General features: G+C 54.4%; 19 protein-coding genes. 8 read left to right on the forward strand and 11 right to left on the reverse strand.

Annotated elements, in window-relative coordinates; genetic code table 11:
- The 4 genes from gsiC to ABDW13_RS05555 form a co-directional block, all read right to left on the reverse strand.
- Positions 1-921: a glutathione ABC transporter permease GsiC gene (gsiC, locus tag ABDW13_RS05540; RefSeq protein ID WP_343551438.1), complete on the reverse strand. Its 921-nt coding sequence runs from the start codon at positions 919-921 to the stop codon at positions 1-3.
- Positions 922-970: 49 nt separating this feature from the next.
- On the reverse strand, positions 971-2506 hold the full coding sequence (gene gsiB / locus ABDW13_RS05545; RefSeq protein WP_343551439.1) for a glutathione ABC transporter substrate-binding protein GsiB: 1536 nt from the start codon (positions 2504-2506) through the stop codon (positions 971-973).
- A 63-nt stretch (positions 2507-2569) separates the two neighbouring features.
- Entirely contained in the window at positions 2570-4426 is a 1857-nt protein-coding gene (gsiA, locus tag ABDW13_RS05550; RefSeq protein WP_343551440.1) for a glutathione ABC transporter ATP-binding protein GsiA, read from the reverse strand.
- A 9-nt stretch (positions 4427-4435) separates the two neighbouring features.
- Positions 4436-5401: an isoaspartyl peptidase/L-asparaginase gene (locus tag ABDW13_RS05555; RefSeq protein ID WP_343551441.1), complete on the reverse strand. Its 966-nt coding sequence runs from the start codon at positions 5399-5401 to the stop codon at positions 4436-4438.
- Positions 5402-5645: 244 nt separating this feature from the next.
- Here ABDW13_RS05555 and moeA point away from each other — a divergent pair, with 244 nt between their 5' ends.
- On the forward strand, positions 5646-6881 hold the full coding sequence (gene moeA / locus ABDW13_RS05560) for a molybdopterin molybdotransferase MoeA (protein ID WP_343551443.1): 1236 nt from the start codon (positions 5646-5648) through the stop codon (positions 6879-6881).
- On the forward strand, positions 6881-7633 hold the full coding sequence (moeB, locus tag ABDW13_RS05565; protein WP_343551444.1) for a molybdopterin-synthase adenylyltransferase MoeB: 753 nt from the start codon (positions 6881-6883) through the stop codon (positions 7631-7633). Before moeA ends, moeB begins: the two co-directional genes overlap by 1 nt.
- Before the next feature lie 61 nt (positions 7634-7694).
- Here the strand turns inward: moeB and ABDW13_RS05570 are convergent, their stop codons facing one another.
- Both ABDW13_RS05570 and ABDW13_RS05575 read right to left on the reverse strand, forming a co-directional pair.
- Positions 7695-9146 carry an FAD-binding oxidoreductase gene (locus ABDW13_RS05570; RefSeq protein WP_343551446.1) on the reverse strand — a complete coding sequence of 484 codons (1452 nt, stop codon included), beginning with the start codon at positions 9144-9146 and terminating at the stop codon, positions 7695-7697.
- 28 nt (positions 9147-9174) lie between these two features.
- Positions 9175-9960: an SDR family oxidoreductase gene (locus ABDW13_RS05575; protein WP_343551448.1), complete on the reverse strand. Its 786-nt coding sequence runs from the start codon at positions 9958-9960 to the stop codon at positions 9175-9177.
- A 386-nt stretch (positions 9961-10346) separates the two neighbouring features.
- Here ABDW13_RS05575 and ABDW13_RS05580 point away from each other — a divergent pair, with 386 nt between their 5' ends.
- A complete protein-coding gene (locus tag ABDW13_RS05580; protein ID WP_343551449.1) occupies positions 10347-11618 on the forward strand; it encodes an MFS transporter in 1272 nt (423 codons plus the stop codon).
- Position 11619: 1 nt separating this feature from the next.
- Positions 11620-13074 carry an FGGY family carbohydrate kinase gene (locus ABDW13_RS05585; RefSeq protein WP_343551451.1) on the forward strand — a complete coding sequence of 485 codons (1455 nt, stop codon included), beginning with the start codon at positions 11620-11622 and terminating at the stop codon, positions 13072-13074.
- Here the strand turns inward: ABDW13_RS05585 and ABDW13_RS05590 are convergent.
- Positions 13071-13643 (reverse strand): glycerol-3-phosphate responsive antiterminator, encoded by a 573-nt coding sequence (locus tag ABDW13_RS05590; protein ID WP_343551452.1) that lies wholly within the window; start codon positions 13641-13643, stop codon positions 13071-13073. The two genes, ABDW13_RS05585 and ABDW13_RS05590, sit on opposite strands and share 4 nt — an antisense overlap.
- Before the next feature lie 18 nt (positions 13644-13661).
- Positions 13662-14579 carry a LysR family transcriptional regulator gene (locus ABDW13_RS05595; RefSeq protein ID WP_343551453.1) on the reverse strand — a complete coding sequence of 306 codons (918 nt, stop codon included), beginning with the start codon at positions 14577-14579 and terminating at the stop codon, positions 13662-13664.
- A gap of 224 nt (positions 14580-14803) precedes the next feature.
- Between ABDW13_RS05595 and ABDW13_RS05600 the strand changes: the two genes are divergently transcribed.
- The 4 genes from ABDW13_RS05600 to ABDW13_RS05615 are packed head-to-tail and all read left to right on the forward strand — an operon-like array spanning position 14804 to position 19183.
- Positions 14804-16174 (forward strand): MFS transporter, encoded by a 1371-nt coding sequence (locus ABDW13_RS05600; protein WP_343551454.1) that lies wholly within the window; start codon positions 14804-14806, stop codon positions 16172-16174.
- 12 nt (positions 16175-16186) lie between these two features.
- Positions 16187-16687: a formaldehyde-activating enzyme gene (fae, locus tag ABDW13_RS05605; protein WP_343551455.1), complete on the forward strand. Its 501-nt coding sequence runs from the start codon at positions 16187-16189 to the stop codon at positions 16685-16687.
- A gap of 13 nt (positions 16688-16700) precedes the next feature.
- On the forward strand, positions 16701-17747 hold the full coding sequence (locus ABDW13_RS05610) for an aldo/keto reductase (RefSeq protein ID WP_343551456.1): 1047 nt from the start codon (positions 16701-16703) through the stop codon (positions 17745-17747).
- The gene (locus tag ABDW13_RS05615; protein ID WP_343551457.1) at positions 17744-19183 is read left to right on the forward strand and encodes an NAD-dependent succinate-semialdehyde dehydrogenase; all 1440 of its coding nucleotides are present in this window, start codon (positions 17744-17746) and stop codon (positions 19181-19183) included. The genes ABDW13_RS05610 and ABDW13_RS05615 overlap by 4 nt, the downstream gene beginning before the upstream one ends.
- 37 nt (positions 19184-19220) lie before the next feature.
- On the opposite strand, the gene ABDW13_RS05620 is transcribed toward ABDW13_RS05615, so the two are convergent.
- The 3 genes from ABDW13_RS05620 to ABDW13_RS05630 form a co-directional block, all read right to left on the reverse strand.
- Positions 19221-20813, reverse strand: coding sequence for an ABC-F family ATPase (locus tag ABDW13_RS05620; protein WP_343551459.1), 1593 nt, complete (start codon positions 20811-20813; stop codon positions 19221-19223).
- A 182-nt stretch (positions 20814-20995) separates the two neighbouring features.
- Positions 20996-21397 carry an H-NS family nucleoid-associated regulatory protein gene (locus ABDW13_RS05625; protein WP_343551460.1) on the reverse strand — a complete coding sequence of 134 codons (402 nt, stop codon included), beginning with the start codon at positions 21395-21397 and terminating at the stop codon, positions 20996-20998.
- A 417-nt stretch (positions 21398-21814) separates the two neighbouring features.
- The gene (locus tag ABDW13_RS05630; protein WP_343551461.1) at positions 21815-23338 is read right to left on the reverse strand and encodes an efflux transporter outer membrane subunit; all 1524 of its coding nucleotides are present in this window, start codon (positions 23336-23338) and stop codon (positions 21815-21817) included.
- Position 23339 lies beyond the last annotated feature (1 nt).

The raw sequence follows: 23339 nt of genomic DNA on the forward strand, positions 1-23339 counted from the left end.
TTACTTGTAGCGAATTGCCGGGTTGATTGCCGCGTACAGCACATCGACAATCAGGTTAATCAGGATGAACTCCAGCGAGAACAGTAATACCTCGGCCTGAATCACCGGGTAATCGCGCATCTCCACCGAATCCACTAACAAACGGCCTAAACCGGGCCAGTTAAACACCACTTCCACCACAATCGAGCCGCCAAGCAGGAAACCAAATTGCAGGCCCATCATGGTGACCACCGGAATCATCGCGTTGCGCAGGCCGTGTTTCACCACCACCAGCGATTCACGCACTCCTTTGGCCCGCGCGGTGCGCATGTAATCTTCCTGCATCACTTCCACGAACGAGGCGCGAGTAAAGCGTGCCATCACCGCCGCGACTGCGGCACCTAAGGTGATCGATGGCAGAATGTAGTGTTTCCAGCTATCCGCGCCGACGGTCGGTAACCAACCCAGTTCGACCGAGAACACCTGCATCAGCAGCATGCCGAGCGCAAACGCCGGGAACGAAATGCCCGACACCGCCAAGGTCATGCCAATGCGATCGGGCCAACGATTGCGCCACACCGCCGAGGTGATGCCAATCGCCATGCCGAAAATCACCGCCCACACCATGCTGCTCAGCGTCAGCCACAACGTAGGGAAGAAGCGCGCCGCGATTTCGTCGATCACCGGACGCTTCGATACCAGCGAATGGCCGAAATCGCCCTGCACGGCATTAATCATGAAGTGCCAAAATTGCTTGATCAGCGGCTGATCGAGCCCCAAATCCTGCCGTACCAGCGCCACCACCGACGCATCCGCTTCCGGGCCAGCGATCAAGCGCGCCGGATCGCCTGGCAGCAGATGGACAAACATAAACACCAACACCGCAACAATCAGCAGCGTGGGAATCAAGCCGAGTAATCGTTTGAGAAAATAGTTAAGCATGCGAAGTCCTGCGCAGCATCGGCCAGCCCCGCAAGGCTGGCCGCGTCTGTTACTTCAGATCGGCCTCATCGAAATTGAATGAGGTATCGGGCATGACATAAAAACCGCTGAGGTTTTTATTGTTGGCAGACAGCAGTTGCTCCACCACCAGCGGGATCCACGGATGGTCGTTCCAGATGCGATCCTGCGCGTCTTTGTACAGTTTGGCTTTCTGGTCGCGATCGGTGGTTTTCAGTGCGTCAGCGAGATCTTTATCTACCTGCGGATTGCTGTAGAACGCGGTGTTAAAGATCACTGGCGGCCATGACGCCGTGGCGAACAACGGCGTCAGCGCCCAATCCGCTTCACCGGTTGAAGCTGACCAGCCGGTGTAGAACATGCGCACACCGCTCTCTTTCTGTCCTTTGCTCTCCACTTCCGCAGCACGTTGACCGGCATCCATCGCCGTGACTTTCACTTTCACGCCAACCTGCGCCAGTTGTTGCTGAGTGAACTGCAACACTTTCTGCGCGGTGCTGTGGTTATGCGACGACCACAAAGTAGTTTCGAAACCGTTCGGATACCCCGCTTCTTTCAGCAGTTCGCGTGCTTTAGCCGGATCGTATTTGACCTCCGGATATTTCTGCGCGAAGTCGATAGCCGGCGGTACGATGCCGTTAGCTGGCGTGGCGTAACCGGCAAACGCCACTTTCGCCAACGCCTGACGGTTAATGGCGTACTCCAACGCTTCACGCACTTTCGGGTTATCAAACGGTTTTTGCGTCACGTTCAGGCTGATATAGCGCTGCATGATCGACGGCGTGGTCACCACATCCAGCTTGCTGTTGCCTTCCAGCAGTTTGGCCTGCTCGAACGGCACCGGGAAGGCAAACGTGGCTTCGCCGGTTTGCAGCATCGCCGCGCGGGTGTTGTTATCCACCACCGGACGCCAGGTAATGCTGTCCAGCTTCGGATAGCCCTTCTTCCAGTAACCATCCCACTTCTTCACTTTGACAAAGTCGGTTTGATTCCAGGTTTCAAAGATAAATGGCCCGGTTCCCACCGGATGGAAACCGATGTCTTTACCGTATTTCTTCAGCGCGGTCGGCGAAATCATCACCGCCGCGGGATGCGCCAGGTTGTTGATGAAAGCCGAGAACGGCTGCTTCAGTGTGATTTTCACCGTCGTCGGATCCACCGCTTCGGTGCTGGCGACATATTTGAACAGGTTATAGCGTTTAAGATGATTGTCCGGATTGCTGGCGCGATCGATGTTGGCTTTCACCGCTTCGGCATTGAAATCGGTGCCATCCTGGAATTTCACCCCCGGACGCAACTTGATGGTGTAGGTCAAACCGTCACTGCTGGCCTGATAACTCTCCGCCAGCACGTTAGTCAGCTTCATGTCTTTATCGAAGCCGAACAGGCCTTGATAGAACGACTTCGCCACCGCTTGCGACAGCGTATCGTTGGCATCATAAGGATCGAGCGTGGTGAAAGTTGAAGCCACCGCAATCACCGCATCTTTCGCCGCCCACGCGGGCAGCGCTAACGCCGAACTCAACAAACCGGCAGTGATAACCCCTTTTCGTATCATGTGCTGCATTGTTATCGATCTCCTGTAATCCCTGTCATGCGCGACATCCAAAGATGTGCGGTTGCTTGCTGCTCAGGCGCCGCTAATTGCGTGGCGGGCGACAAAATGGCCCGGTGCCACTTCCAGTAACGGTGCCACTTCCGGCTCATCACCCAACGGGCGAATCGGGCTGGGGATCTCATCCACCATTAACGCCCGCTCACGATGCCGATGGGCCGGATCGGCCACTGGCACCGCGGCCATCAGTTTTTTGGTGTAAGGATGGCGCGGCTGCTCGAACACCGATTGACGCGGCCCCATCTCTACAATCTGTCCGAGATACATCACTGCCACGCGATGGCTGATACGTTCCACCACCGCCATATCGTGCGAGATAAATAAGAAGGCGATGCCAAATTCGCGCTGCAAATCGAGCATCAGATTGATGATCTGCGCCTGAATCGACACATCCAGCGCTGACACTGATTCATCGGCGATCACCACTTTGGGATTGAGCGCCAGCGCGCGCGCAATGCAGATGCGCTGGCGCTGACCGCCAGAAAACTCGTGCGGGTAGCGCTGCGCATGTTCCGGCAGCAAGCCAACGCGCTCCAGCAGCCACGCCACGCGCTTTTCCGCCTGGCGACGATCCATGGTTTTATGCACCAGCAGCGGTTCCATAATGGAAAAACCGACGGTTAAACGTGGATCAAGCGAGGCATACGGATCCTGAAAAATAAACTGGATATCGCGACGTAGCGACGCCAGCGCATTGCCTTGCAAAGCATCAATGCGCTGACCGTCAAAGGTGATGGTGCCACCCTGACTGGCGACCAACCGCAACAGCGAACGCCCGGTAGTGGATTTGCCGCAGCCCGATTCGCCGACCAGCGCCAGCGTTTCACCGGCGTAAAGATCGAAGCTGACCTTTTCCACCGCATGGACGCGACGTTTAACGCGATTGAGCAAGCCGCCGCGAATATCGAAACGGGTCACAAGATCGCGTACCTGCAATATCGGCGGGCGATCATGGCGGACGGTATCTTGCGGTTGCGCCGCCTCTTCGCGGCCGTTGCTGTGCAATAGCGGAAACTTGGCTGGCAACGCCTGGCCGTGCATTGCGCCCAGCTTCGGCACCGCCGCCAACAGCGCGCGGGTATAAGGTTGTTGCGGCTCGGCAAACAGTTGCTGCACCGGCGCGCGTTCCACCACGTCACCGCGATACATCACCTGCACGCGATCCGCCATCTCCGCCACCACGCCCATGTCGTGAGTGATAAAGATCACCCCCATTTGCATCTCTTTTTGCAGCACGCGAATCAGTTGCAGAATCTGCGCCTGGATGGTGACGTCGAGTGCGGTGGTCGGTTCATCGGCAATCAGCAAAGCGGGTTTGCACGACAACGCCATAGCGATCATTACACGCTGGCGCATGCCGCCGGAGAGTTGGTGGGGATAACGTGACAGCACATTGTTTGCTTCGGGAATGCGCACCAGATCCAGCATCCGTCGCGCTTCCGCTAACGCCTGCTGATGACTTTTGCCCTGATGCAAACGAATGGATTCGGCAATCTGCTCGCCCACCGTGAAAACCGGATTGAGCGAAGTCATCGGCTCCTGGAAAATCATCGCCATGTCCGCGCCGCGTACCTTGCGCATTTGGCCGCCAGAAGAGCGCATCACGTCCAGCACTTCACCGTTGCGCCGCCGCAGCTGAATTTCACCGCTAACCTCGCCGCCCGCTTGCTGAATCAAGCGCATTAACGCTAACGACGTGACGGATTTACCCGATCCCGATTCGCCCACCAGCGCCAGCGTTTCACCGCGATGCAGGTCGAGCGACAAATTCCTCACCGCCTCGGTAATACGGCCTTCATGCTCAAAACGTACATTGAGATCGCGCACCGCTAACACTTGTTCAGGCGCAAACTGCAACTGTTGATCCGTCATGCCTGCTCCTTAGCTGTCGCGGTAAATTGCTACCTCAACATCACCATCCACATAGGCGAAACCGCGATACATGCCTTCGCTGTTAAATGGCAGCGCCACGTTGCCTGCGGTATCCACCGCAATCAATCCGCCACTGCCTTCCAGCTCTTGCACTTTGTCATGGATCACATTGGCCGTGGCCTGTTGCAGCGAACGTCCGGCGTAATGCATCTGTGCCGCCACGTCATAAGCCGCCAGCGTGCGGATAAACACTTCGCCGGTACCGGTGCAGGAAACTGCCACGCTGTCGTTGCTGGCGTAGCAGCCCGCGCCGACTAACGGTGAATCGCCGACGCGTCCGGCTTGTTTGTTGGTCATACCGCCGGTTGAAGTGGCGGCAGCCAGATTACCCTGAAGATCGAGCGCCACCGCACCGACCGTGCCGAATTTGCGATCCGGGTCCAGCGGATCATCGCTGTGGCTCTGTGCTTCGCCATCATGATCGAGCACCATCTGCTGGCTGTGCAGTGCGCGCTGTAACTGTTCCCAGCGTTCTGGCGTGGAGAAGTAATCGGCATCGACCGGCGCTAAGCCTTGCTCAACGGCAAAAGCCTCTGCGCCGGCGCCAATAAACAGTACGTGCGGGCTGTTCTCCAGCACTTTACGCGCGGCAAGAATTGGATTGCGAATATGGCTGACACCGGCGACGGCGCCAACATCCAGCGTGCGGCCATCCATAATGCTGGCATCCAACTCGTGGGTCCCTTGATGGGTGAACACCGCGCCCTTACCCGCATTGAACAGCGGACACTCTTCCAGCAGGCGCACCGCTTCGGTAACCGCATCCAGCGCGCTGCCACCGGCGGCCAGAATTTGCTGGCCAGCGGTAACGATTGCGTTGAGTTGCTGAAGATAATGCTGCTCTTTTTCGGCGCTCATTGCCGCACGCGTAATCGCGCCTGCACCGCCGTGAATTGCGATAACTGCTTTAGCCATAACCGATACCCTGTCAAGGAATTAGAACCAAAAACACTGATTTAGAATGGTTTTCATCTTTTTTTGGCAATTTTCGACTATAGAAAGGCCCCACCCGCTTGTAAAGCAGAAACTGCCTGCGCGGTCATAACCTTTTAATGTGGTTTATGCTTTTTAGTTTCGTGCGATTTGCCTGGTTACTCGCTTAACCGCGCTGCATTACCCATAATAGACGGCATCTGAAACTTACCAGGCAGAGATGGACATGGAACCTTTCACCGCAGGATTAATTTCCCTCGAAGACGCGCAGCAAAAAATGCTGCAACAACTCAAGCCAATCAGCGATTCGCTCAGCGTTTCACTGTTTGAAGCCGCTGGACGCATCACCGCCAAGCCAGTTAACTCGCCGTTAGATGTGCCCTCTTTCGATAACTCAGCGATGGATGGTTACGCCGTGCGCCTGGCCGACATTGCCGCCGATCGCGTGTTGCCGGTGGCCGGTAAAGCCTTTGCCGGTGCGCCTTTTAATGGCGCATGGCCGGCGGGCAGCACCATTCGCATTATGACCGGCGCGCCGATTCCCGCCGGTTGTGAAGCGGTGGTGATGCAGGAGCAAACCGAACAGCGCGACGGTGGCATTGTGATTACTGCGCCAGTGCAAAATGGGCAAAACATCCGTCGCATCGGTGAAGATATTCAGGCCGGTAAACAGGTTCTGGATGCCGGTGTACGACTTGGCGCGGCGGAGTTGCCACTGCTGGCTTCGTTGGGCATCGCCGAAGTGAGCGTGCTGCGTAAACTGCGCGTGGCGATTTTCTCAACCGGCGATGAGTTGCAGGCGGTCGGTCAACCGCTAGCCGAAGGCCAGATTTATGACACCAACCGTTTTACCGTGTCGCTGATGCTCAACAAACTGGGTTGTGAAGTGATCGATCTCGGCGTGATTGCCGACGATCAGGATGCGCTGCGCACAGCCTTCACCGAAGCCGATCGTCAGGCCGATGTGGTGATCAGCACTGGCGGCGTGTCCGTCGGGGAAGCCGATTTCACCCGTTCGATGCTGGAAGAACTCGGCGCCATTACCTTCTGGAAATTGGCGATTAAACCCGGCAAACCGTTTGCGTTTGGCCGTCTGGCAAACAGCTGGTTCTGCGGCTTGCCGGGCAATCCGGTTTCTGCGGCCGTGACATTCTATCAATTAGTGCAGCCGTTATTAGCCACGCTGACCGGCCAAACCACGCGCATCATGCCGCTGCGTCAACGCGCGCGCGCCAGCGAACCGTTGAAGAAATCGCCGGGTCGTCTCGATTTCCAACGCGCGATTGTTAGCCGTGGCGACGATGGCGAACTGGAAGTACGCAGCACTGGCGCACAAGGCTCCCATGTATTTAGCTCATTTGCGCTGGCGAACTGCTTTGTGGTGCTGGAGCGCGATCGTGGCAATGTTGCAGCCGGTGAATGGGTGGAAATTGAAGCCTTCAATACGTTGCTGGAGGGCTGATGAGCATTGAGTTAAGCGATGAGGAGATGCTGCGCTACAACCGTCAAATCGTGTTGCGTGGCTTTGATTTTGACGGCCAGGAAAAACTCAAAGCGTCGCGCGTGTTGATTGTCGGCCTCGGTGGACTTGGCTGCGCCGCGGCGCCCTATCTGGCGTCAGCGGGCGTTGGACATCTCACCTTGCTTGATTTCGATACCGTTAGCCTGAGCAATTTGCAGCGCCAGATTTTGCACAGCGATGCGAAAATTGGCATGGCGAAAGTGGCCTCGGCGCAGCAGCAGCTGGCAGCGATTAACCCGCACTGCCACATCGAACCGATTGATGCGCAACTGGATGAAGCGCAACTCAGCGCATTGATCGCGCGCCATGATGCGGTGGTTGATTGCACCGATAACGTGGCAACGCGTGAGCTGATTAACCGCCAGTGTTTTCAGCATAAAGTGCCGCTGATTTCCGGCGCGGCGATTCGCATGGAAGGTCAACTTAGCGTGTTCACCTGGCAATCCGGCGAACCGTGCTATCGCTGCATCAGCCGCTTGTTTGGCGATCAGGTATTGAGTTGTGTCGAAGCGGGCGTGATGGCGCCGTTGGTGGGCGTGGTCGGTGCAATGCAGGCGATGGAAACGCTGAAGGTGCTGACCGCATTTGGCACGCCAGCTAGCTCGCGCTTGCTGATGTACGATGCAATGAGTGCGGAATTTCGCAGCATGAAGGTGGCGCAGGACGCGCATTGTGAGGTGTGTGGGAAATAAAGCGCGCCTCCCTGCGCGCCTTGTAAGGTCGCCATTTATGGTGACCTGGCTAATCCCAGCGTTATTCCTGCGGGAAAATGGTGCCTTTATTCATAATCCCATTTGGGTCAAAGGCGGTTTTCAGCGCCTGCAAAATCGGCCAGGCGCTGCCATGTTCCTGCTTCGCCCACTGCACACGATGCTTACCAATGCCGTGGTGATGCACCATCGAACCGCCGAGTTTCAGCGTCTCTTCCACAATCATGCCATTCAGCGGCACGTGATATTTCGCCATCTCCTCTTCCGGGCGGCAATCCACCACGTTGTAGTCATAGACGAAATACATATTGGTGCCGTTGATGTAGCTGTGCGATGAGTGGCCGCCCAACATGGTGATATCTTTGGCGTGCGGGAACTCGGTGCGAATGCGCTTTAGCACGTTTTCGTAGATGGCGTTGATGGTTGACCAATCGCCGGATACTTCGGTGGTGAAGCCCATGTTGCCAGTGCGCTTGATGTGCTCACGTTCAGCCGCCACTTTGTCCGGTCCCCAGTTGAGGTTTTCGAACCAGGTTTGGATCAGTTTGCTGTCCACCGCTTGGCATTCACGATGCTGCGCCACAATCCCTTCAATCCCTTTGCCGGTAGCTTCGCTGATACCGCGCGTTCCTTCAGCCATAAAGATCAGCACACATTTTCCTTTCGAGAAGTGGCTGAAGTGCTGATTGGCATCTTCTGGATCGTACAAGCGGGCAATCGAGGGGCGATAACCATCGACCATCACTTCACGCAGAATGGCGAAACCGGTTTGCATCGAATCAAGCAGGAAACCGTAGAATCGGTTGTTTTCTGGCTGATATTTAAAGATCTTCACCGTTACTTCAGTGATGTAGCACAGCGCGCCTTCGTTACCGATGATCACATGGCGAATATCCGGACCTGCCGCACGACGTGGCACGTTTTTAATGCGAGTGATTTCACCGTTCGGGAATACCGCTTCCAAACCGACCACCATGTCTTCAATCGCACCGTACAGCGTTGAGAATTGGCCGATGCTGCGCGTTGCCACTAAACCGCCCATCTGCGCCAGTGGCTTAGACTGCGGTGAATGCCCGGTGGTATAACCTTGCGCACGCAATTGATTTTCCAGCACTTCCAGTGTGACGCCGCACTGCGCCGTTACCTGCATGTTCTCGATATCAATCTTGATGACCTGCTTCATCTCCGAGCCATCCAGCACTACCGAATCACGCGCGGCGGTTTCCAGCCCGCCTTCAGTTGCCGATGCACCGGTGCGCGGCACACCATTGATCTGGTGCTTATTCATAAAGGCCAGCACATCAGAAACTTGTTGGGTACTTTGTAATTTCACCACAGCCGCGGGAATCGGCAGCGTATAAACACCGTGAATGTCGGCATATTTACGGAAACGATCGTGGCTGCTGCGTTTTAATTCCGCTTCGTCAGTGATGACATGCTGCGGACCAACGATCTCTTTTAACTGTTCGACAATGGCTTCACGTGAAAGCGTCATATTCTATTCCTCTATATTAAATTAAATACTAGCGGACTCGATATCCACCATCGACAACGAGCAAATGGCCGTTGACATAATCAGAAGCGCGACTGGCTAAATAAACCATCGCCCCCATTAAATCCTGGGTATTTCCCCAACGATTAGCTGGAATATGATCCAATACGCGTTGATTGGTTTCGGGATTGCTACGGGTGTTTAAGGTGATGGGCGTGGCGTAATATCCCGGCGCAATACCGTTGACCTGAATATTGTGTTGGCCTAACTCATCGCAATACGCTTTGGTTAAACCGGCAATCGCATGTTTGGTGGCGGCATAAGCTGGCGATCCTTGTCCACCGAGCCAGGAAAACAGTGAACAAATATTAATAATCTTGCCGTGTTTCTGCGGCACCATTATTTTCGCTGCCTGATGGCTCATCTCAAAGGCGGCGGTGAGGTTCACCTGGATCATTGGGTCCCAATCCTGGCGATCAAACTCCAGCACAGAATTTAGCTTACAGATCCCGGCGTTATTCACCAGAATATCCAGTTGGCCAAAGCGCTCCAGACACTCGGCAACAATGCGCGCCGGTTCGCCGGGTTGGGTGATGTCGGCCTGCATAAATTCAGCGCGAACGCCACAACTTTCAATCAGTTGGCGGGTTTCTGGATTGGCTGGCGCCAGATCCGGAATAAACACATTGGCTCCCGCTTTGGCTAAAGCCACGGCAAAAGCCTGGCCGAGACCACTGTTGCCACCGGTAACAATCGCGCTTTTACCGTGCAGTCCAAAGAAGTCGAGAGAAAAACTCTCTAGCGCTTCCGTCGTCATAATTGCACCTCCTGACTGAATAACGGGCAATAAAAAAGGAGAAAAGCAAGCTCCTTCGCAGTGAAGCGAAGAAGTTACTTTTCTCCTAATCTCGAGTAACTGTTAATTACGCTAACATGCGTGTTTTAAAATAAAAAGCCAATAAAAAGCGATCACAGTCACAAATACACACCTTGAAAAATCGTTCTGAATTTCGCCGATAAATAAATAGGAAAATACCGAGTGATTATATAAAACTCATTTTGTGAGTATCTTCACAGCGTCTGTACTTTACGCCGTGATAGAAATGTCGTCCGTTACTGTCTGAGACGAAGAGAAAAGTAACTTTCCGCCAACGCGGAGAGGACACTTTTCTCTTTTTTTTGTTTCTAATTTGGGGTTCTGAGATGCAAACCAATAATATCACCCGCTGGTTAACGCTTGCGGTAATTAGCATCAGCGGAGGCATTAGTTTCGACTTAGCCTATTTACGCTATATCTATCAGATTCCGATGGCGAAATTTATGGGCTTTACCAATACTGAAATCGGCTTAATCATGAGCACTTTCGGTATTACGGCGATTTTACTTTATGCACCGGGTGGGATTATTTCTGACAAATTCTCGCACCGCAAAGTGATGTCGGGCGCGATGATCGCCACCGGATTATTGGGGTTGATTATGGCAACCTATCCGCCATTGTGGGCGATGCTGCTAATCCAGGTGGCGTTCGCCATCACCACCATTTTGCTGCTGTGGGCGGTGTCGATCAAAGCCGCTTCGCTGCTCGGCACGCGTGAAGAGCAAGGCAAAATCATGGGCTGGATGGAAGGCTTGCGCGGCGTCGGCGTTATGGGGCTAGCGCTGTTCACCGTGTGGGTGTTTGCGCAGTTCCACCCTGACGATCCTAACAGCCTGAAAGCGGTGATTCTGATCTACAGCGGCACCTACATTGCTTTGGGCATCGCCTGCTGGTTTTTGGTCAGTGATGGCTTCGCACAACATCATGACGACGAGCCTTCCGCTTTTAGCCTGCAACACGCCATTCGCGTACTGAAAATGCCGACCACCTGGTATTGCAGCATGATCATTTTCGGCGTGTATACGCTGTATGCCATTCTGAGTTATTCCACTAATTATCTCTCTGAGATTTATGGCATGTCGCTGGTCGCGGCCAGTTACATGGGCATTATCATCAATAAAGTGTTCCGCGCCATTTGTGGCCCGATGGGCGGCATGCTGACCAGCTACAGCCGCTGGCGTTCGCCAACTCGCGTGATTCAGGTGTTTGCGTTAGTCAGTTTCACCACGCTGATTTTGTTGTGGTTGGTGACGCGTCAACCGGTGAGTTTAGTGCTGGCGATTGGCTTGATTCTGCTGATGGCGTTCACCTGTTACGCCTCACGCGGCCTCTATTTTGCCTGCATCGGCGAAGTGAATACGCCGAAACAAATTCTTGGCACCACCATCGGCATTTGCTCAGTGATTGGCTTCTTGCCGGATGTGTTTGTCTATCCGGTGATTGGCTACTGGCAGGATACGCTGCCGCCCGTCCTCGCCTATCGCAATATGTGGATGATGGGCGCGACGGCCAGCGTGTTGGTGCTGGTGTTTACCGCCTTGTTAATGGGACAAATCAAGCGCGTCGCTGCCACGACTGCGCTCGCAAAAGGAGTCTGAAATGTCTGCACGTTATTTGATGGGCATTGATGTCGGCACGCAAAGCGCCAAAGTGGTGATTTTCCGTACCGATGGAGAAGTATTGTGCAGCGCGCAACAGCCGCTGCGACCGCTCGCCATTCCGCAGCCGAATCGGGCGGAACATCCCGACGATGATCTCTGGACTTCGGTGCAGCAGGCGTGTCGCGCGGCAATGGCACGCTTTTATCAGCTCGGAGGTCAACAGCATCAATTACTGGCGGCGGGATTGTGTGTGATCCGCTGCTGTCGCGTATTGATGCGCGGCGACGGCGAGCTGGCATGGCCAGTGATTAACTGGATGGATGCGCGCCTGAATCAGGCTTATCAACACGAAGCCGCTTACGGCGAGGTACGTTGGATCACCACCACCTCGGGTTATATCACTCACCGTTTAACCGGTCAGACGCGCGATACCAGCGCGAATTACATCGGCTGTTGGCCGATGGACGACGCGCGCCAGGATTGGGATGAGGCACAGATGTCCGCCTGCAATCTACGCCGCGAACAACTGTTTGATGTGGTGCGTCCCGGTGAAGCGCTCGGCAATGTCACGCCAGCCGCGGCACAAGCGTGCGGTTTACCGGATGGTTTGCCGATCATCGCGACCGCGCATGATAAAGCCGTTGAAGCCTTGGGCGCAGGTGCACTACAGAGTGATGAAGCGCTGATCTCGCTTGGCACCTACATTGGCGCGATGGTGCATGGCGATGAAACGCCGCGCAGTAGCGACCACTTCTGGCCGTTCCAGGCCGCGCTGCCAAAACGATTTCTCTATGAATGCATGGGCGTGCGTCGCGGCATGTGGACCATCAGTTGGTTCCGCGATCAGTTTGGTGCGGCGGCGGTTAAGGATGCACAGGATCACGGCATCGATATCGAGAGTTTGTTGAGTGATGAAGCCAGCCGTGTGCCAGCAGGCAGTGATGGATTGATCACCTTGCATGATTGGGCCGCGCCCGCACAGGCACCGTGGCGCAAAGGGGCAATCATCGGTTTTGATGGCCGCCACACGCGCGCACACCTGTTCCGCTCGCTGCTGGAAGGCATTGTCTTCACCATGAAGAACCACATGGATCCGATGATGGTGGCGCTGGATCGTCCACTGGCGCAGTTGGTGATTTCCGGCGGCGGCGCTAACAGCGATCTGTTTATGCAGCTGTTTGCCGACATCTTTGGTGTGCCCGCCCGACGCAATGCGATGCGCAGTTCAGCGGCGATCGGTTGTGCCATTAGCGCCGGTATGGCGGTAGGTGTGTGGCAGGATTATCGTGCGGCGGTGGCGGCGTTGGTCAAAACCGGCGAAACCTTTATGCCCAACGCCGCGCATCATGCGCATTATCAACAACTCAATCAGCAGGTTTATCAACAGCTGCATGCGGCGCTCGATCCGCTGTTGCAGCGTTTAAGCCCGCTGGCTGAAATTCCTGCCCGTTAACGCGTTTGCGCCAACGGCCAGACGCCCGCGTTGGTGGTGGACACTGCCAACGCGCCTGCCGCCAGCGCCAGGCGCGCATCTTCTTCATCACACACTAAACCGCCAGCAATGATCGGCTGGCTGATACGTTCGGTGATCCATCCCAGCACTTTTGGCATGCAGCCGGGCAGGATTTCCACGATATCTGGCGCGGATTGCGCCACTTGTTTTTCGATGTTGTTGAAGGAGATGGAATCAAGCACAAACAGGCGATGAATGGCCCAGAAACCGTGCTGGCGTGCGGCTTTCAGCATCGCCGGTTTGGTGCTGATGATGCCATCGGCTTGCGTGACAATTTTCAGAAATTGGATCACCACTTCCTGGCGCGAGCTGCCTTCCAGCAAATCAACATGGACGAAGGCGATTTTACCGGCCTGTTTTATTTGTCCGACGATGCGCCCGATGTTGCAAATGTTGCCGTACAACACCGAAACCACCTGACAGGGCGAATCGATCGCCTGTTGCAGGCTCTGCGCATCTTTCACCGCTGCCACCACCGGCGAGCTCTTTAACAAATCAACTAAATCCACGACAAACCATCCTTTCCATTACAACGTAAGACTGGCGAGCGGTGCGGCGGCATTGAAGCGCTGCATCTCCGTCATCAGCCAGTCGCGAAAAACCGTCACGCGCGGCAGTGTTTGCTTGCCGCCCGGCACTTCCAGCCAATAACCATTGGCGCTGGCGAGCATCTGCGGTGCTATCTGCATCAACACACCGTTGTTGAGTTCATTGCGCACCATCGCACGATCCAGCACCGCATAGCCAGCGCCGGTGACGCAGGCGTTGATCACCTGATCCTGGGTGCTAAACGCCAACCCATTGTCCTCCAGCGATGGCGCTTCACCACAGGCTTGATACCAGCGTGTCCAGTTATCCAGCCGGCTGTCGCCATTAAGGATATGCAGTTGCGGCATCAGATTGATATCGGGCCAGACGCCGTCCAGCATCAATAACGGACTGCCCACCAGCACCAACGTTTCATGGCATAACCATTCCCCTTCCGCGCCTGCTAACTGCGCCTCTTCCTGCGATCCAAAGCGGATGGCGCAATCGAAATCGCTGTATTTCTGCCGCGCTTCACTGATCAACATGATTTGCAGTTGGCGATGCTGCTGGCGCAGCGTGACGAGACGAGGTGCCAGCCAACGGGTGGCAAAGGTGGGAGCGACTTGCAAACGCAGGTGCTGGCGCGGGTTGTGCTGCTGCACGCCGCGCACGCCCTCTTCCAGCAAATCCAGCGATTGACGTACCACCGGCAGCAGTTGAATCGCTTCCGGTGTGAGCAGTAAACCGCTGTGGCTGCGCACGAACAGATCTTTGCCGAGAAAAGTTTCCAACTGACGCATCTGGCGACTGGCGGCGCTTTGCGTCATGAACAACGCATCGGCGGCTTTGCTGAAACTCAAGGTGCGGCAAGTCTCTTCGAACAGCCGCAACATATTGAGAGAAGGCAATTTTCTCATCCCTGCCTCCGGCAGACATGGCATTAAATCAAGTCGCCAATCTAACCTCAGCCGATTCACACAAGGAGGAGCAAACATCAAATTTATGAGAGCAATCACAGGAAATTGCGGAATAGGGGTATGACTTTTTCGCACTCGCCTATGCCGCAGTCAAATGTCACAGTAATTTCTCATCCAGATAACAATAAAATAACAATCATCTCTCCAACCCAGAAGGAAGGAACATGAATCAAACAACACTGATGGATGATGTACCCTTAAATCGCTTTCACCTCAAAATCACCGGTTTGACCTTCGGAGCGCATCTTACCGACGGCTACATCCTCGGTTCTGTTGGCTTCGCGCTGACGCAAATGACGCCACAAATGGCGTTATCACCGTTCTGGCAAGGCATGATTGGCAGCTCAGCGCTGATCGGCTTGTTCCTCGGCAGTTTGGTGCTGGGCTGGATCGCCGATACCGTCGGCCGCCAGAAAATCTTCTGCTTCAGCTTCATCCTGATCACCCTCGCCTCCGGCATGCAGTTCTTCGCGCAATCTGCTGAGCAACTGTTCCTGTTGCGTGTGTTGATCGGCTTTGGACTCGGCGGCGACTTCGCGGTCGGCCATACCATTCTGGCGGAGTTCGCACCGCGCAAGCATCGCGGAGTGTTACTCGGCGCCTTCAGCGTGTTGTGGACCGTCGGCTACGTGGCAGCGAGCTTTGCCGGACATCTGGCGCTTAACGCGCATGAAGATGGCTGGCGCTGGTTACTGGCTTCTTCCGCACTGCCCGCGCTGGCGATTTTGCTGCTGCGTATTGGTACGCCGGAATCACCGCGCTGGCTACTGCGTAAAGGACGCCGTGAGGAAGCGCTGGCGATCGTTACACGCCTGTTTGGCCCGAACGTAACGTTGCCTGAAGAGCGCGAACAAGCGCCCGATGGCGGCTTAGGTGCACTGTTCCGCCCACGTTATCGCCGCCGCACCGCGTTCAACTGCTTGTTCTTTGTCTGTCTGGTGATCCCGTATTTTGCCATTTACACCTTCCTGCCCGCGATTCTGAAACAGATGGGGTTGGATCAGGGCTTCGCCACCGACTTGCTGTTGAGCGGCCTGTTATTGGTCGGTGCGGTATTGGGCATTGTGCTCACCGCCATGTGTTCACGTCGCGGCTTCCTGATTGGCTCGTTCATCTTCCTCGCTGCCTGCTTAATTCTGCTCAGCGTGCTGCACAACAGCGCGGGCATCTGGCTGATTTTGCTGTTCGCTGCTTTCACGCTGGTGATGTCAGCAGTCAGCAATTTGGTGGGCGTGTTCCCGGCGGAGAGTTTCCCGACAGATGTACGCTCACGTGGCGTCGGTTTCGCCACCTCAATGAGCCGTCTCGGTTCGGCGGTCGGCACGTTATTGCTGCCGCTGGCGATCGTTAATTACGGCATCGGCGGCACCATGGCTTTGCTGGCAGCCATTCTGGTACTCGGCGCGCTGGTCTCTATCGCCTGGGCACCGGAAACCAAAGGATTGACGCTGACCGATGCGTCACAAGACACACCGCAGGCTGATAAAACCCTCAGCCCGCACGCTTCAACTTCAACTTCAACGCAACAGCTGTAACTGGAGGCAGTAATGGAAATGTATATCGGTGAAGGTTTTGCAGGCGACGGCGTTAATGCCTCGCACATCAATATCATGATTGGGCCGCGTGACGGCGTAGTGGGTCAGGCATTCTCCACCAGCCTGGCGACCCCGTCGCAAGGACACTGTCCATTTATGGTGGTGATCAAACCTAACGTGCCAGCCAAACCGATGACGCTGTACGTGAACAAAGCCGCGATTGCTGGCGATTTGCACGGCAATGCCACCTGGGGCGCATCGCAGGCGGCGATTGCCAAAGCCGTCACCGAAGCGCTGTTGAAAGGCACTTTACCTGCCGAAGCCGAAGATGAGTGGTGCATCGTGACAGCCAACTGGGTCAATCCCGGCTGTACCGATTTGGACGAAGTGTTCGCCAATAACTATCGCGCCTGCACGGTAGCGATTGAGGCAGCAATGGAAAAATTACCGGGCCGCCAGCAGTTGCAGCAGGCGTTACCTGAATTGGGCAATCCGTTCTATTCCCCGAAGTAACAGGAGTTGCAGCATGGAATACATCAATCTCGGCCACAGCGGTTTGCGTGTCTCCCGTCTTTGCCTTGGCACCATGAATATGGGCAGCAAGAGTTGGAAACCGTGGATTTTTGATGAGGCGCAAAGTGAGCCGATCATTCGTCATGCGCTGGAAAACGGCATTAACTTTATCGATCTTGCCGATTTCTATTCCAGCGGTGCCGGTGAAGAAGTGGTGGGTCGCGTGCTGAAACGCGTGGCGCAGCGTGACGAATTGGTACTGACCACCAAAGTCGGTTATCCGCTCGGCGGTGGCCAAAATAATCAGGGCCATTCGCGCAAACATATTCTCGATAGCATTAATGGCAGCTTGCGCCGCCTCGGCACCGATTATGTCGATATGTACATGCTGCACTACTTCGATGTGAACACGCCGATCGAAGAGACGTGGGAAGCGATGAACAGCATCGTGCGCAGCGGTAAAGCGCGTTATGTCGGCGTCTCAACCATGTATTGCTGGCAACTGGCTAAGATTTTGTGGTGCTGTGAGCGCAACAACTTCGTTAAGCCGATCAACATGCAGCTACAGCTCAACTGCGCCTACCGCGAAGAAGAGCGTGAAATGCTGCCGTTCTGCCGCGATCAAGGTTTGGGCGTGTCGGTATTCAGCCCGCTAGCGCGCGGCTTACTCAGCGGCGACGGGCAATCGGTGCGTAATCAAACCGACTTCTTTACCCGCGAAATGTATGGCGATGAAGCGTCATTACAGATTGCTGAATCGGTCGCTCGCGTAGCGGCCGCGCGTGGACTTTCCAGTGCACAAATCGCCCAAGCCTGGGTGCTGTCCCATCCGGGCGTGGATTCGATGCTGGTAGGCGCCGACAGCGTGGCGCAGCTGGATAGCGCCATTGCCGCTATGAGCACACAACTGGATAGCGAAGAACGCTTCGAATTGGAACGCAATTACACGCCATGCGATGTGATTAATGACTATACCGCCGGCAAACGCATTGCCCGCCACAGTCGCGCAGCACGTACCGTGTTTGCCGATCAGATTCAACCTGCGAGGAATATTGCATGACAACTTCACTGCTACGGACCGGCTGGTACTGTAATGGACAATGGCTGGAGAGCGATCGCACTTATGACGTCACCAATCCCGCCGATGAAAGTGTAGTGGCGCGCGTGGCTAACGTGGGTGAAGCCGAAACCACACGCGCCATTGCCGCGGCGTCTGCTGCCCTGCCCGCCTGGCGTGCCTTAACCGCCAAAGCGCGTGCGGTGATTTTGCAGCGCTGGTATCAATTGATCATCGAAAATCAGGAAGATTTGGCGCAGTTGGTGGTGCAGGAACAGGGCAAAGTGCTGGCCGAAGCGCGCGGCGAAGTGCTGTACGCCGCCAGCTTTATCGAATGGTTCGCCGAAGAAGGCAAACGCGCCAACGGCAAAACCATTCCTTCGACCAAAGCCGGTAACCTGATCCTGACGCTGAAACAGCCGGTTGGTGTGGTCGCGGCTATCACGCCGTGGAATTTCCCACTGGCAATGTTGACGCGCAAACTGGGCCCGGCGCTGGCGGCAGGTTGTACCGCCATCGTTAAACCGGCCAATGAAACGCCGCTGTCCGCTTTTGCCTTGCTGGTGCTGGCGGAGCAAGCCGGTGTGCCTGCTGGCGTGCTGAATGCGGTGAGCGGCCAAACCGTGGAGATTGGTCGTACGCTGACGCATGACGATCGCGTGCGTAAAATCTCCTTCACCGGTTCCACTGCGGTCGGCAAATTGCTGATGCGTGACGCCGCCAGCTCGGTAAAAAAACTGTCGCTGGAACTGGGCGGCAACGCACCGTTTATCGTGTTTGACGATGCTGATATTGATGCGGCAGTAGAAAGCGCGATGGCCGCAAAATTCCGCAATAGCGGGCAAACCTGTATCTGCGTAAATCGATTTTATGTGCAGGACGGCGTGTACGATCGCTTCGTCAACAAGCTGGCCGATACGGCGCGTGCCTTAAAAGTAGCGCCAGGATTGACGCCGGGCGCACAGCAAGGTCCGTTGATTCACCAGCGCGCGATGCAGAAAGTGGAAGCGCATGTGCAGGATGCAGTGCAACGTGGCGCACGTTTGCTTTGTGGCGGCGAACGTCACGCATTGGGCGGCAGTTTCTATCAACCGACGGTGCTGGCTGATGCCAATGAGCAGATGCTGCTGGCGCAGGAAGAGACCTTTGGCCCGGTGGCGGCGTGCTTCCGCTTTAGCAGCGAAGACGAAGTGATCCAGCGCGCTAACGATACGCCATACGGATTGGCGGCCTATTTGTGGACACGCGATCTGGCACGTGCGCTGCGCGTGACGCCACAACTGGAGAGCGGCATGGTCGGCGTGAACGAAGGGATCATTTCAACCGAAGTGGCACCGTTTGGCGGCGTGAAGGCATCAGGTTTGGGTCGCGAAGGGGCAGATATTGGGTTGGAAGAGTATCTGGAAACCCAGTATGTGAATATTGGGCAGATTGGTTAAAAAAGTAAGGGCGGCTATCAAGCCGCCCTTTTTGATCTTAAACGATGCCCTGACTGCGCAGGTAATCTTCGTAATTGCCGGTGAAGTCGACAATGCGATCGCCTTTCATCTCCATCACACGCGTGGCCAGCGAGCTAACAAACTCACGGTCATGCGAGACGAAGATCAAGGTGCCTTCATACATTTCCAGCGCCATGTTCAGCGATTCAATCGATTCCATATCTAAGTGGTTGGTCGGTTCATCCATAATCAGGATGTTCGGCTTCTGCATCATCAGCTTGCCAAACAGCATGCGGCCCTTCTCACCACCCGACAGCACTTTCGCTGGCTTATTGATCTCATCGTGACCAAACAGCAGACGGCCAAGAATACTGCGCACCGCTTGTTCGTCGTCGCCTTCCTGCTTCCATTGGCTCATCCAATCGAATACGGTCAGATCGTCGGCAAAATCTTCGGCATGATCCTGCGCGTAATAACCAATGCGCGCATTCTCCGACCATTTCACCGTGCCGCTATCCGGTGCCAGTTCACCGACCAGTGTTTTCAGTAATGTGGTTTTACCAATACCGTTGGCACCAAGAATCGCCAATTTCTCGCCGACTTCTAACATCAGGTTGAGTTTATTAAACAGCGGACCGTTATCGAAACCTTTGGTTAATGCTTCCACTTCCAGCGCATTACGGAACAGTTTCTTATCCTGGTCAAAACGAATAAACGGGTTTTGACGGCTAGAAGCTTTAACCTCTTCCAGCTTAATTTTATCAATCTGCTTAGCACGTGACGTCGCCTGACGCGATTTAGAGGCGTTGGCGCTGAAGCGGCTCACGAATGATTGCAGATCGGCAATTTGCGCTTTCTTCTTAGCGTTATCCGATAATAAACGCTCGCGTGATTGTGTCGCCGCGGTCATATATTCGTCATAATTACCCGGATAGACGCGCAGTTCGCCGTAATCCAAATCCGCCATGTGCGTGCACACCATATTCAGGAAGTGACGGTCATGCGAAATGATGATCATGGTGCTGTTACGTTCGTTGAGCACTTGCTCCAACCAACGAATGGTATCGATATCCAGGTTGTTGGTCGGTTCATCGAGCAACAAAATATCTGGATTGGCAAATAATGCCTGGGCTAACAGCACGCGCAATTTCCAACCCGGCGCAATTTCGCTCATCGGGCCGTAATGCTGCTCCACTGGAATGCCAACACCCAGTAATAATTCACCGGCACGTGATTCCGAGCTGTAACCATCCATTTCACCGTATTCAACTTCAAGGTCAGCCACTTTATAGCCTTCCTCTTCGCTCATTTCCGGCAATGCATATATACGATCACGCTCTTGCTTCACGGCCCACAATTCATTGTGGCCCATGATCACGGTGTCCAGCACACTATATTGCTCAAAGGCAAATTGGTCCTGACGTAACTTACCGATACGTTCATTTGGGTCGAGGGAAACATTTCCTCCCGTCGGCACCAAATCGCCGCCCAGTATTTTCATAAAGGTAGATTTACCGCTGCCGTTCGCACCGATTAAACCGTAACGATTACCGCCGCCAAATTTAACGGAGATATTTTCGAACAGCGGCTTACTGCCGAACTGCATGGTGATATTGCTGGAAACTAACACGGCTTTACCTTTGTTACGCAGTGGAGGAAAAAACAGCGGGCATTATGCCAGAAGCAAGGCCCCGGACGCCACCTCTGCGCCGAGGGCAGACGCGGTTACTCCGAGAACATGTTGTTGCTAAAACAGAAATAAAAAAGCCGAAGGTCTAAACCTTCGGCTCCCACTGACAAGGATTGTGCGGATTATTTGATCAGGAAAGTATCGAGGCTTTTACCTGAGTCCAGCGCTTTCTTAATCGCAGCTGGGGTACGGCCTTGACCGGTCCATGATTTCTGCTCACCGTTTTCGTCGGTGTAAGAATATTTAGCTGGACGCGGAGCACGCTTGGCGCGCTTTTTACCCACTTCCAATGCACCCAGTAATTCGTTCGGGTCAATACCGTCAGCCAACAGCATTTCGCGATATTTAGACAGCTTCTCTTCTTTTTCGCGATTCTGCGCTTCTTCAGCGTTTACTTCGTCACGACGTTCAGTCACAACAACAGTTAATTTCTCCAGAATTTCTTCCAGATCGGTCAATGGCAGTTCACGAGCCTGCGCACGTAATGTGCGAATGTTGTTCAGAACTTTAAATGCGTCACTCATCACAATGTCCTTGCTTAAGGGGGTTAATTAAAACTGTAGTGGCAAGATTACCTAATTCAAATAAAAAAATAAATTAATTTTCGAGCCTGGATTAATCTGAAGTCGCTTACCTATTTCTTACATTGCGCTTAAAAGCGACAGAAGCACTTTAATTAACCATGAATTAACAAGCAAGGATTGTTACTAATGTGACTAAAGGAATCGATTTCAACGCGATATTCTCGAGGTATAAACAATCATTTAGCGACTAATGCGCGGTGCTGCGAAAGTGCACGTAAAGGTAAGCAAGGATTAATGGTGTAAGGGAAAACCTATTTTCAGTGGTGATTATTATATTGTTGAGGATGAGAGAGAAATCTCATTTTTTTACTGTATCGATAAAAAAAGCCGCTGTTCAGGCGGCTTGTTTAACGTTAATTAACGCACTTCCGTTGCCGGGCCAAACACAGAATAGTCTGGCAGGTTGACGTTTTGATAAGGTTCCCAGCCGCCGCCCAGCGCTTTATATAATGCCACTAAGTCCAATGCACTTTGCATCCGCGCTTGGGTTGATTGCGCTTTTGCTTGCGCCAGCTGGCGTTGTGCATCTAGCACATCAAGGAAGGTCGAAATCCCCTGACGATAACTGTCGCTGGCCAAATCAAAGGTGCGTTGTAATGCGCCGGTGGTTTCATCAAGTGCAATAACTTGCTGCTGATCGGCGCGATAACTCACCAAGGCATTTTCCACATCCTGCAATGCGGTTAATACGGTTTGACGATAATCCAGCGCCGCGCTCGCCTGCTGCGCGCGTGCCAATTTCACGCTGGAAACTAAACGTCCACCCTGAAATATCGGAATCGACAACGATGGACCGATGCTAAAGAAGTGGCTGCTCCAGTCATCCAAATAACTGGCATCGGTATTTCGTACCCCCAATTGTCCAGTCAGAGACAAGCTGGGGAATAAATCGGCGACTGAAACACCAATATTGGCAGTTTGGGCATGCAGCGTGGCTTCAGCCTGACGAATATCCGGGCGACGTCGCGCCAGCGTGGATGGAATGCCGACCGGCACCAGCTTCGGTAACGCCGGTAGCGCTTTATTATTCATCAACTCGTTATCCAGCGCGCCAGGGGTTTTCCCCAGCAACACCGCTAAACCATTCATCGCCTGTAATTGCTGCGCCTGGTATTGCGGCAATTGCGCATTGAGTGACGCCAATTGCGCGCGCGCATTTTCCACATCGGTAGTTGGCGCCAGACCATTGCGCTGCTGACTTTGGGTTAATTCCCAGGTTTGCTGCGCCACATCGATTTGTTGTTGCAAGGTATTCAGCACCGCTTGCGCGCCACGCAGTTGCAAATAGGCACGCGCCACTTCCGCTTCCAGTGACACCAGCGCATCGTTGCGTTGCTCAATAGCCGCTTGCTGTTGCGCGTCGGCGGCTTCCATCTGGCGGCGCACTTTGCCCCACAAATCTAATTCCCAGCTGGCATCGAAACTGCCTTGATACAGCGTGACCGAATGATCCAAACCGTTTAGCTGGCTGGCCACATCACTATCAACCTGGTCGTAAACGCCATTGGATTTTAGCAATCCTTTTAAACCGAGTTGCTGCCGGGTGACTTTAGCGGAGCCATTCAGAGAGGGAAATAAGCCGCCGCGGGCTTGCGCCAGTTGTTCACGCGCGCCAGCAATGCGCAATACCGATTGTTGCAGCGTTAAATTACCGGCAATGGCGCGTTCAATCAGGCTATCTAATTGCGGATCGTTAAAACTTTTCCACCACAGGGGATTGGTGGCCGCCGCCAGCGGTTTTGACGCCTGCTGCGACGGTAAATCATGATAAGCACCCGGCGTATGCGCTTGTGGCGGTTGATAATCAGGCCCAACGGCACAGCCCGCCAGCAATAATGACAGCGCAAGCAATGTCAGCTTATAGCGCGAAATGGGGTTCATT

The organism is Pantoea sp. (assembly GCF_039594315.1).
Classification (GTDB): Bacteria; Pseudomonadota; Gammaproteobacteria; order Enterobacterales; family Enterobacteriaceae; genus Pantoea.

Bases quoted from the DNA above. Each gene is read 5' to 3' on its own strand.
- gsiC (WP_343551438.1), bottom strand. From the start codon at position 921: ATGCTTAACTATTTTCTCAAACGATTACTCGGCTTGATTCCCACGCTG.
- gsiB (WP_343551439.1), bottom strand. From the start codon at position 2,506: ATGCAGCACATGATACGAAAAGGGGTTATCACTGCCGGTTTGTTGAGT.
- gsiA (WP_343551440.1), bottom strand. From the start codon at position 4,426: ATGACGGATCAACAGTTGCAGTTTGCGCCTGAACAAGTGTTAGCGGTG.
- ABDW13_RS05555 (WP_343551441.1), bottom strand. From the start codon at position 5,401: ATGGCTAAAGCAGTTATCGCAATTCACGGCGGTGCAGGCGCGATTACG.
- moeA (WP_343551443.1), top strand. From the start codon at position 5,646: ATGGAACCTTTCACCGCAGGATTAATTTCCCTCGAAGACGCGCAGCAA.
- moeB (WP_343551444.1), top strand. From the start codon at position 6,881: ATGAGCATTGAGTTAAGCGATGAGGAGATGCTGCGCTACAACCGTCAA.
- ABDW13_RS05570 (WP_343551446.1), bottom strand. From the start codon at position 9,146: ATGACGCTTTCACGTGAAGCCATTGTCGAACAGTTAAAAGAGATCGTT.
- ABDW13_RS05575 (WP_343551448.1), bottom strand. From the start codon at position 9,960: ATGACGACGGAAGCGCTAGAGAGTTTTTCTCTCGACTTCTTTGGACTG.
- ABDW13_RS05580 (WP_343551449.1), top strand. From the start codon at position 10,347: ATGCAAACCAATAATATCACCCGCTGGTTAACGCTTGCGGTAATTAGC.
- ABDW13_RS05585 (WP_343551451.1), top strand. From the start codon at position 11,620: ATGTCTGCACGTTATTTGATGGGCATTGATGTCGGCACGCAAAGCGCC.
- ABDW13_RS05595 (WP_343551453.1), bottom strand. From the start codon at position 14,579: ATGAGAAAATTGCCTTCTCTCAATATGTTGCGGCTGTTCGAAGAGACT.
- ABDW13_RS05600 (WP_343551454.1), top strand. From the start codon at position 14,804: ATGAATCAAACAACACTGATGGATGATGTACCCTTAAATCGCTTTCAC.
- fae (WP_343551455.1), top strand. From the start codon at position 16,187: ATGGAAATGTATATCGGTGAAGGTTTTGCAGGCGACGGCGTTAATGCC.
- ABDW13_RS05610 (WP_343551456.1), top strand. From the start codon at position 16,701: ATGGAATACATCAATCTCGGCCACAGCGGTTTGCGTGTCTCCCGTCTT.
- ABDW13_RS05615 (WP_343551457.1), top strand. From the start codon at position 17,744: ATGACAACTTCACTGCTACGGACCGGCTGGTACTGTAATGGACAATGG.
- ABDW13_RS05625 (WP_343551460.1), bottom strand. From the start codon at position 21,397: ATGAGTGACGCATTTAAAGTTCTGAACAACATTCGCACATTACGTGCG.
- ABDW13_RS05630 (WP_343551461.1), bottom strand. From the start codon at position 23,338: ATGAACCCCATTTCGCGCTATAAGCTGACATTGCTTGCGCTGTCATTA.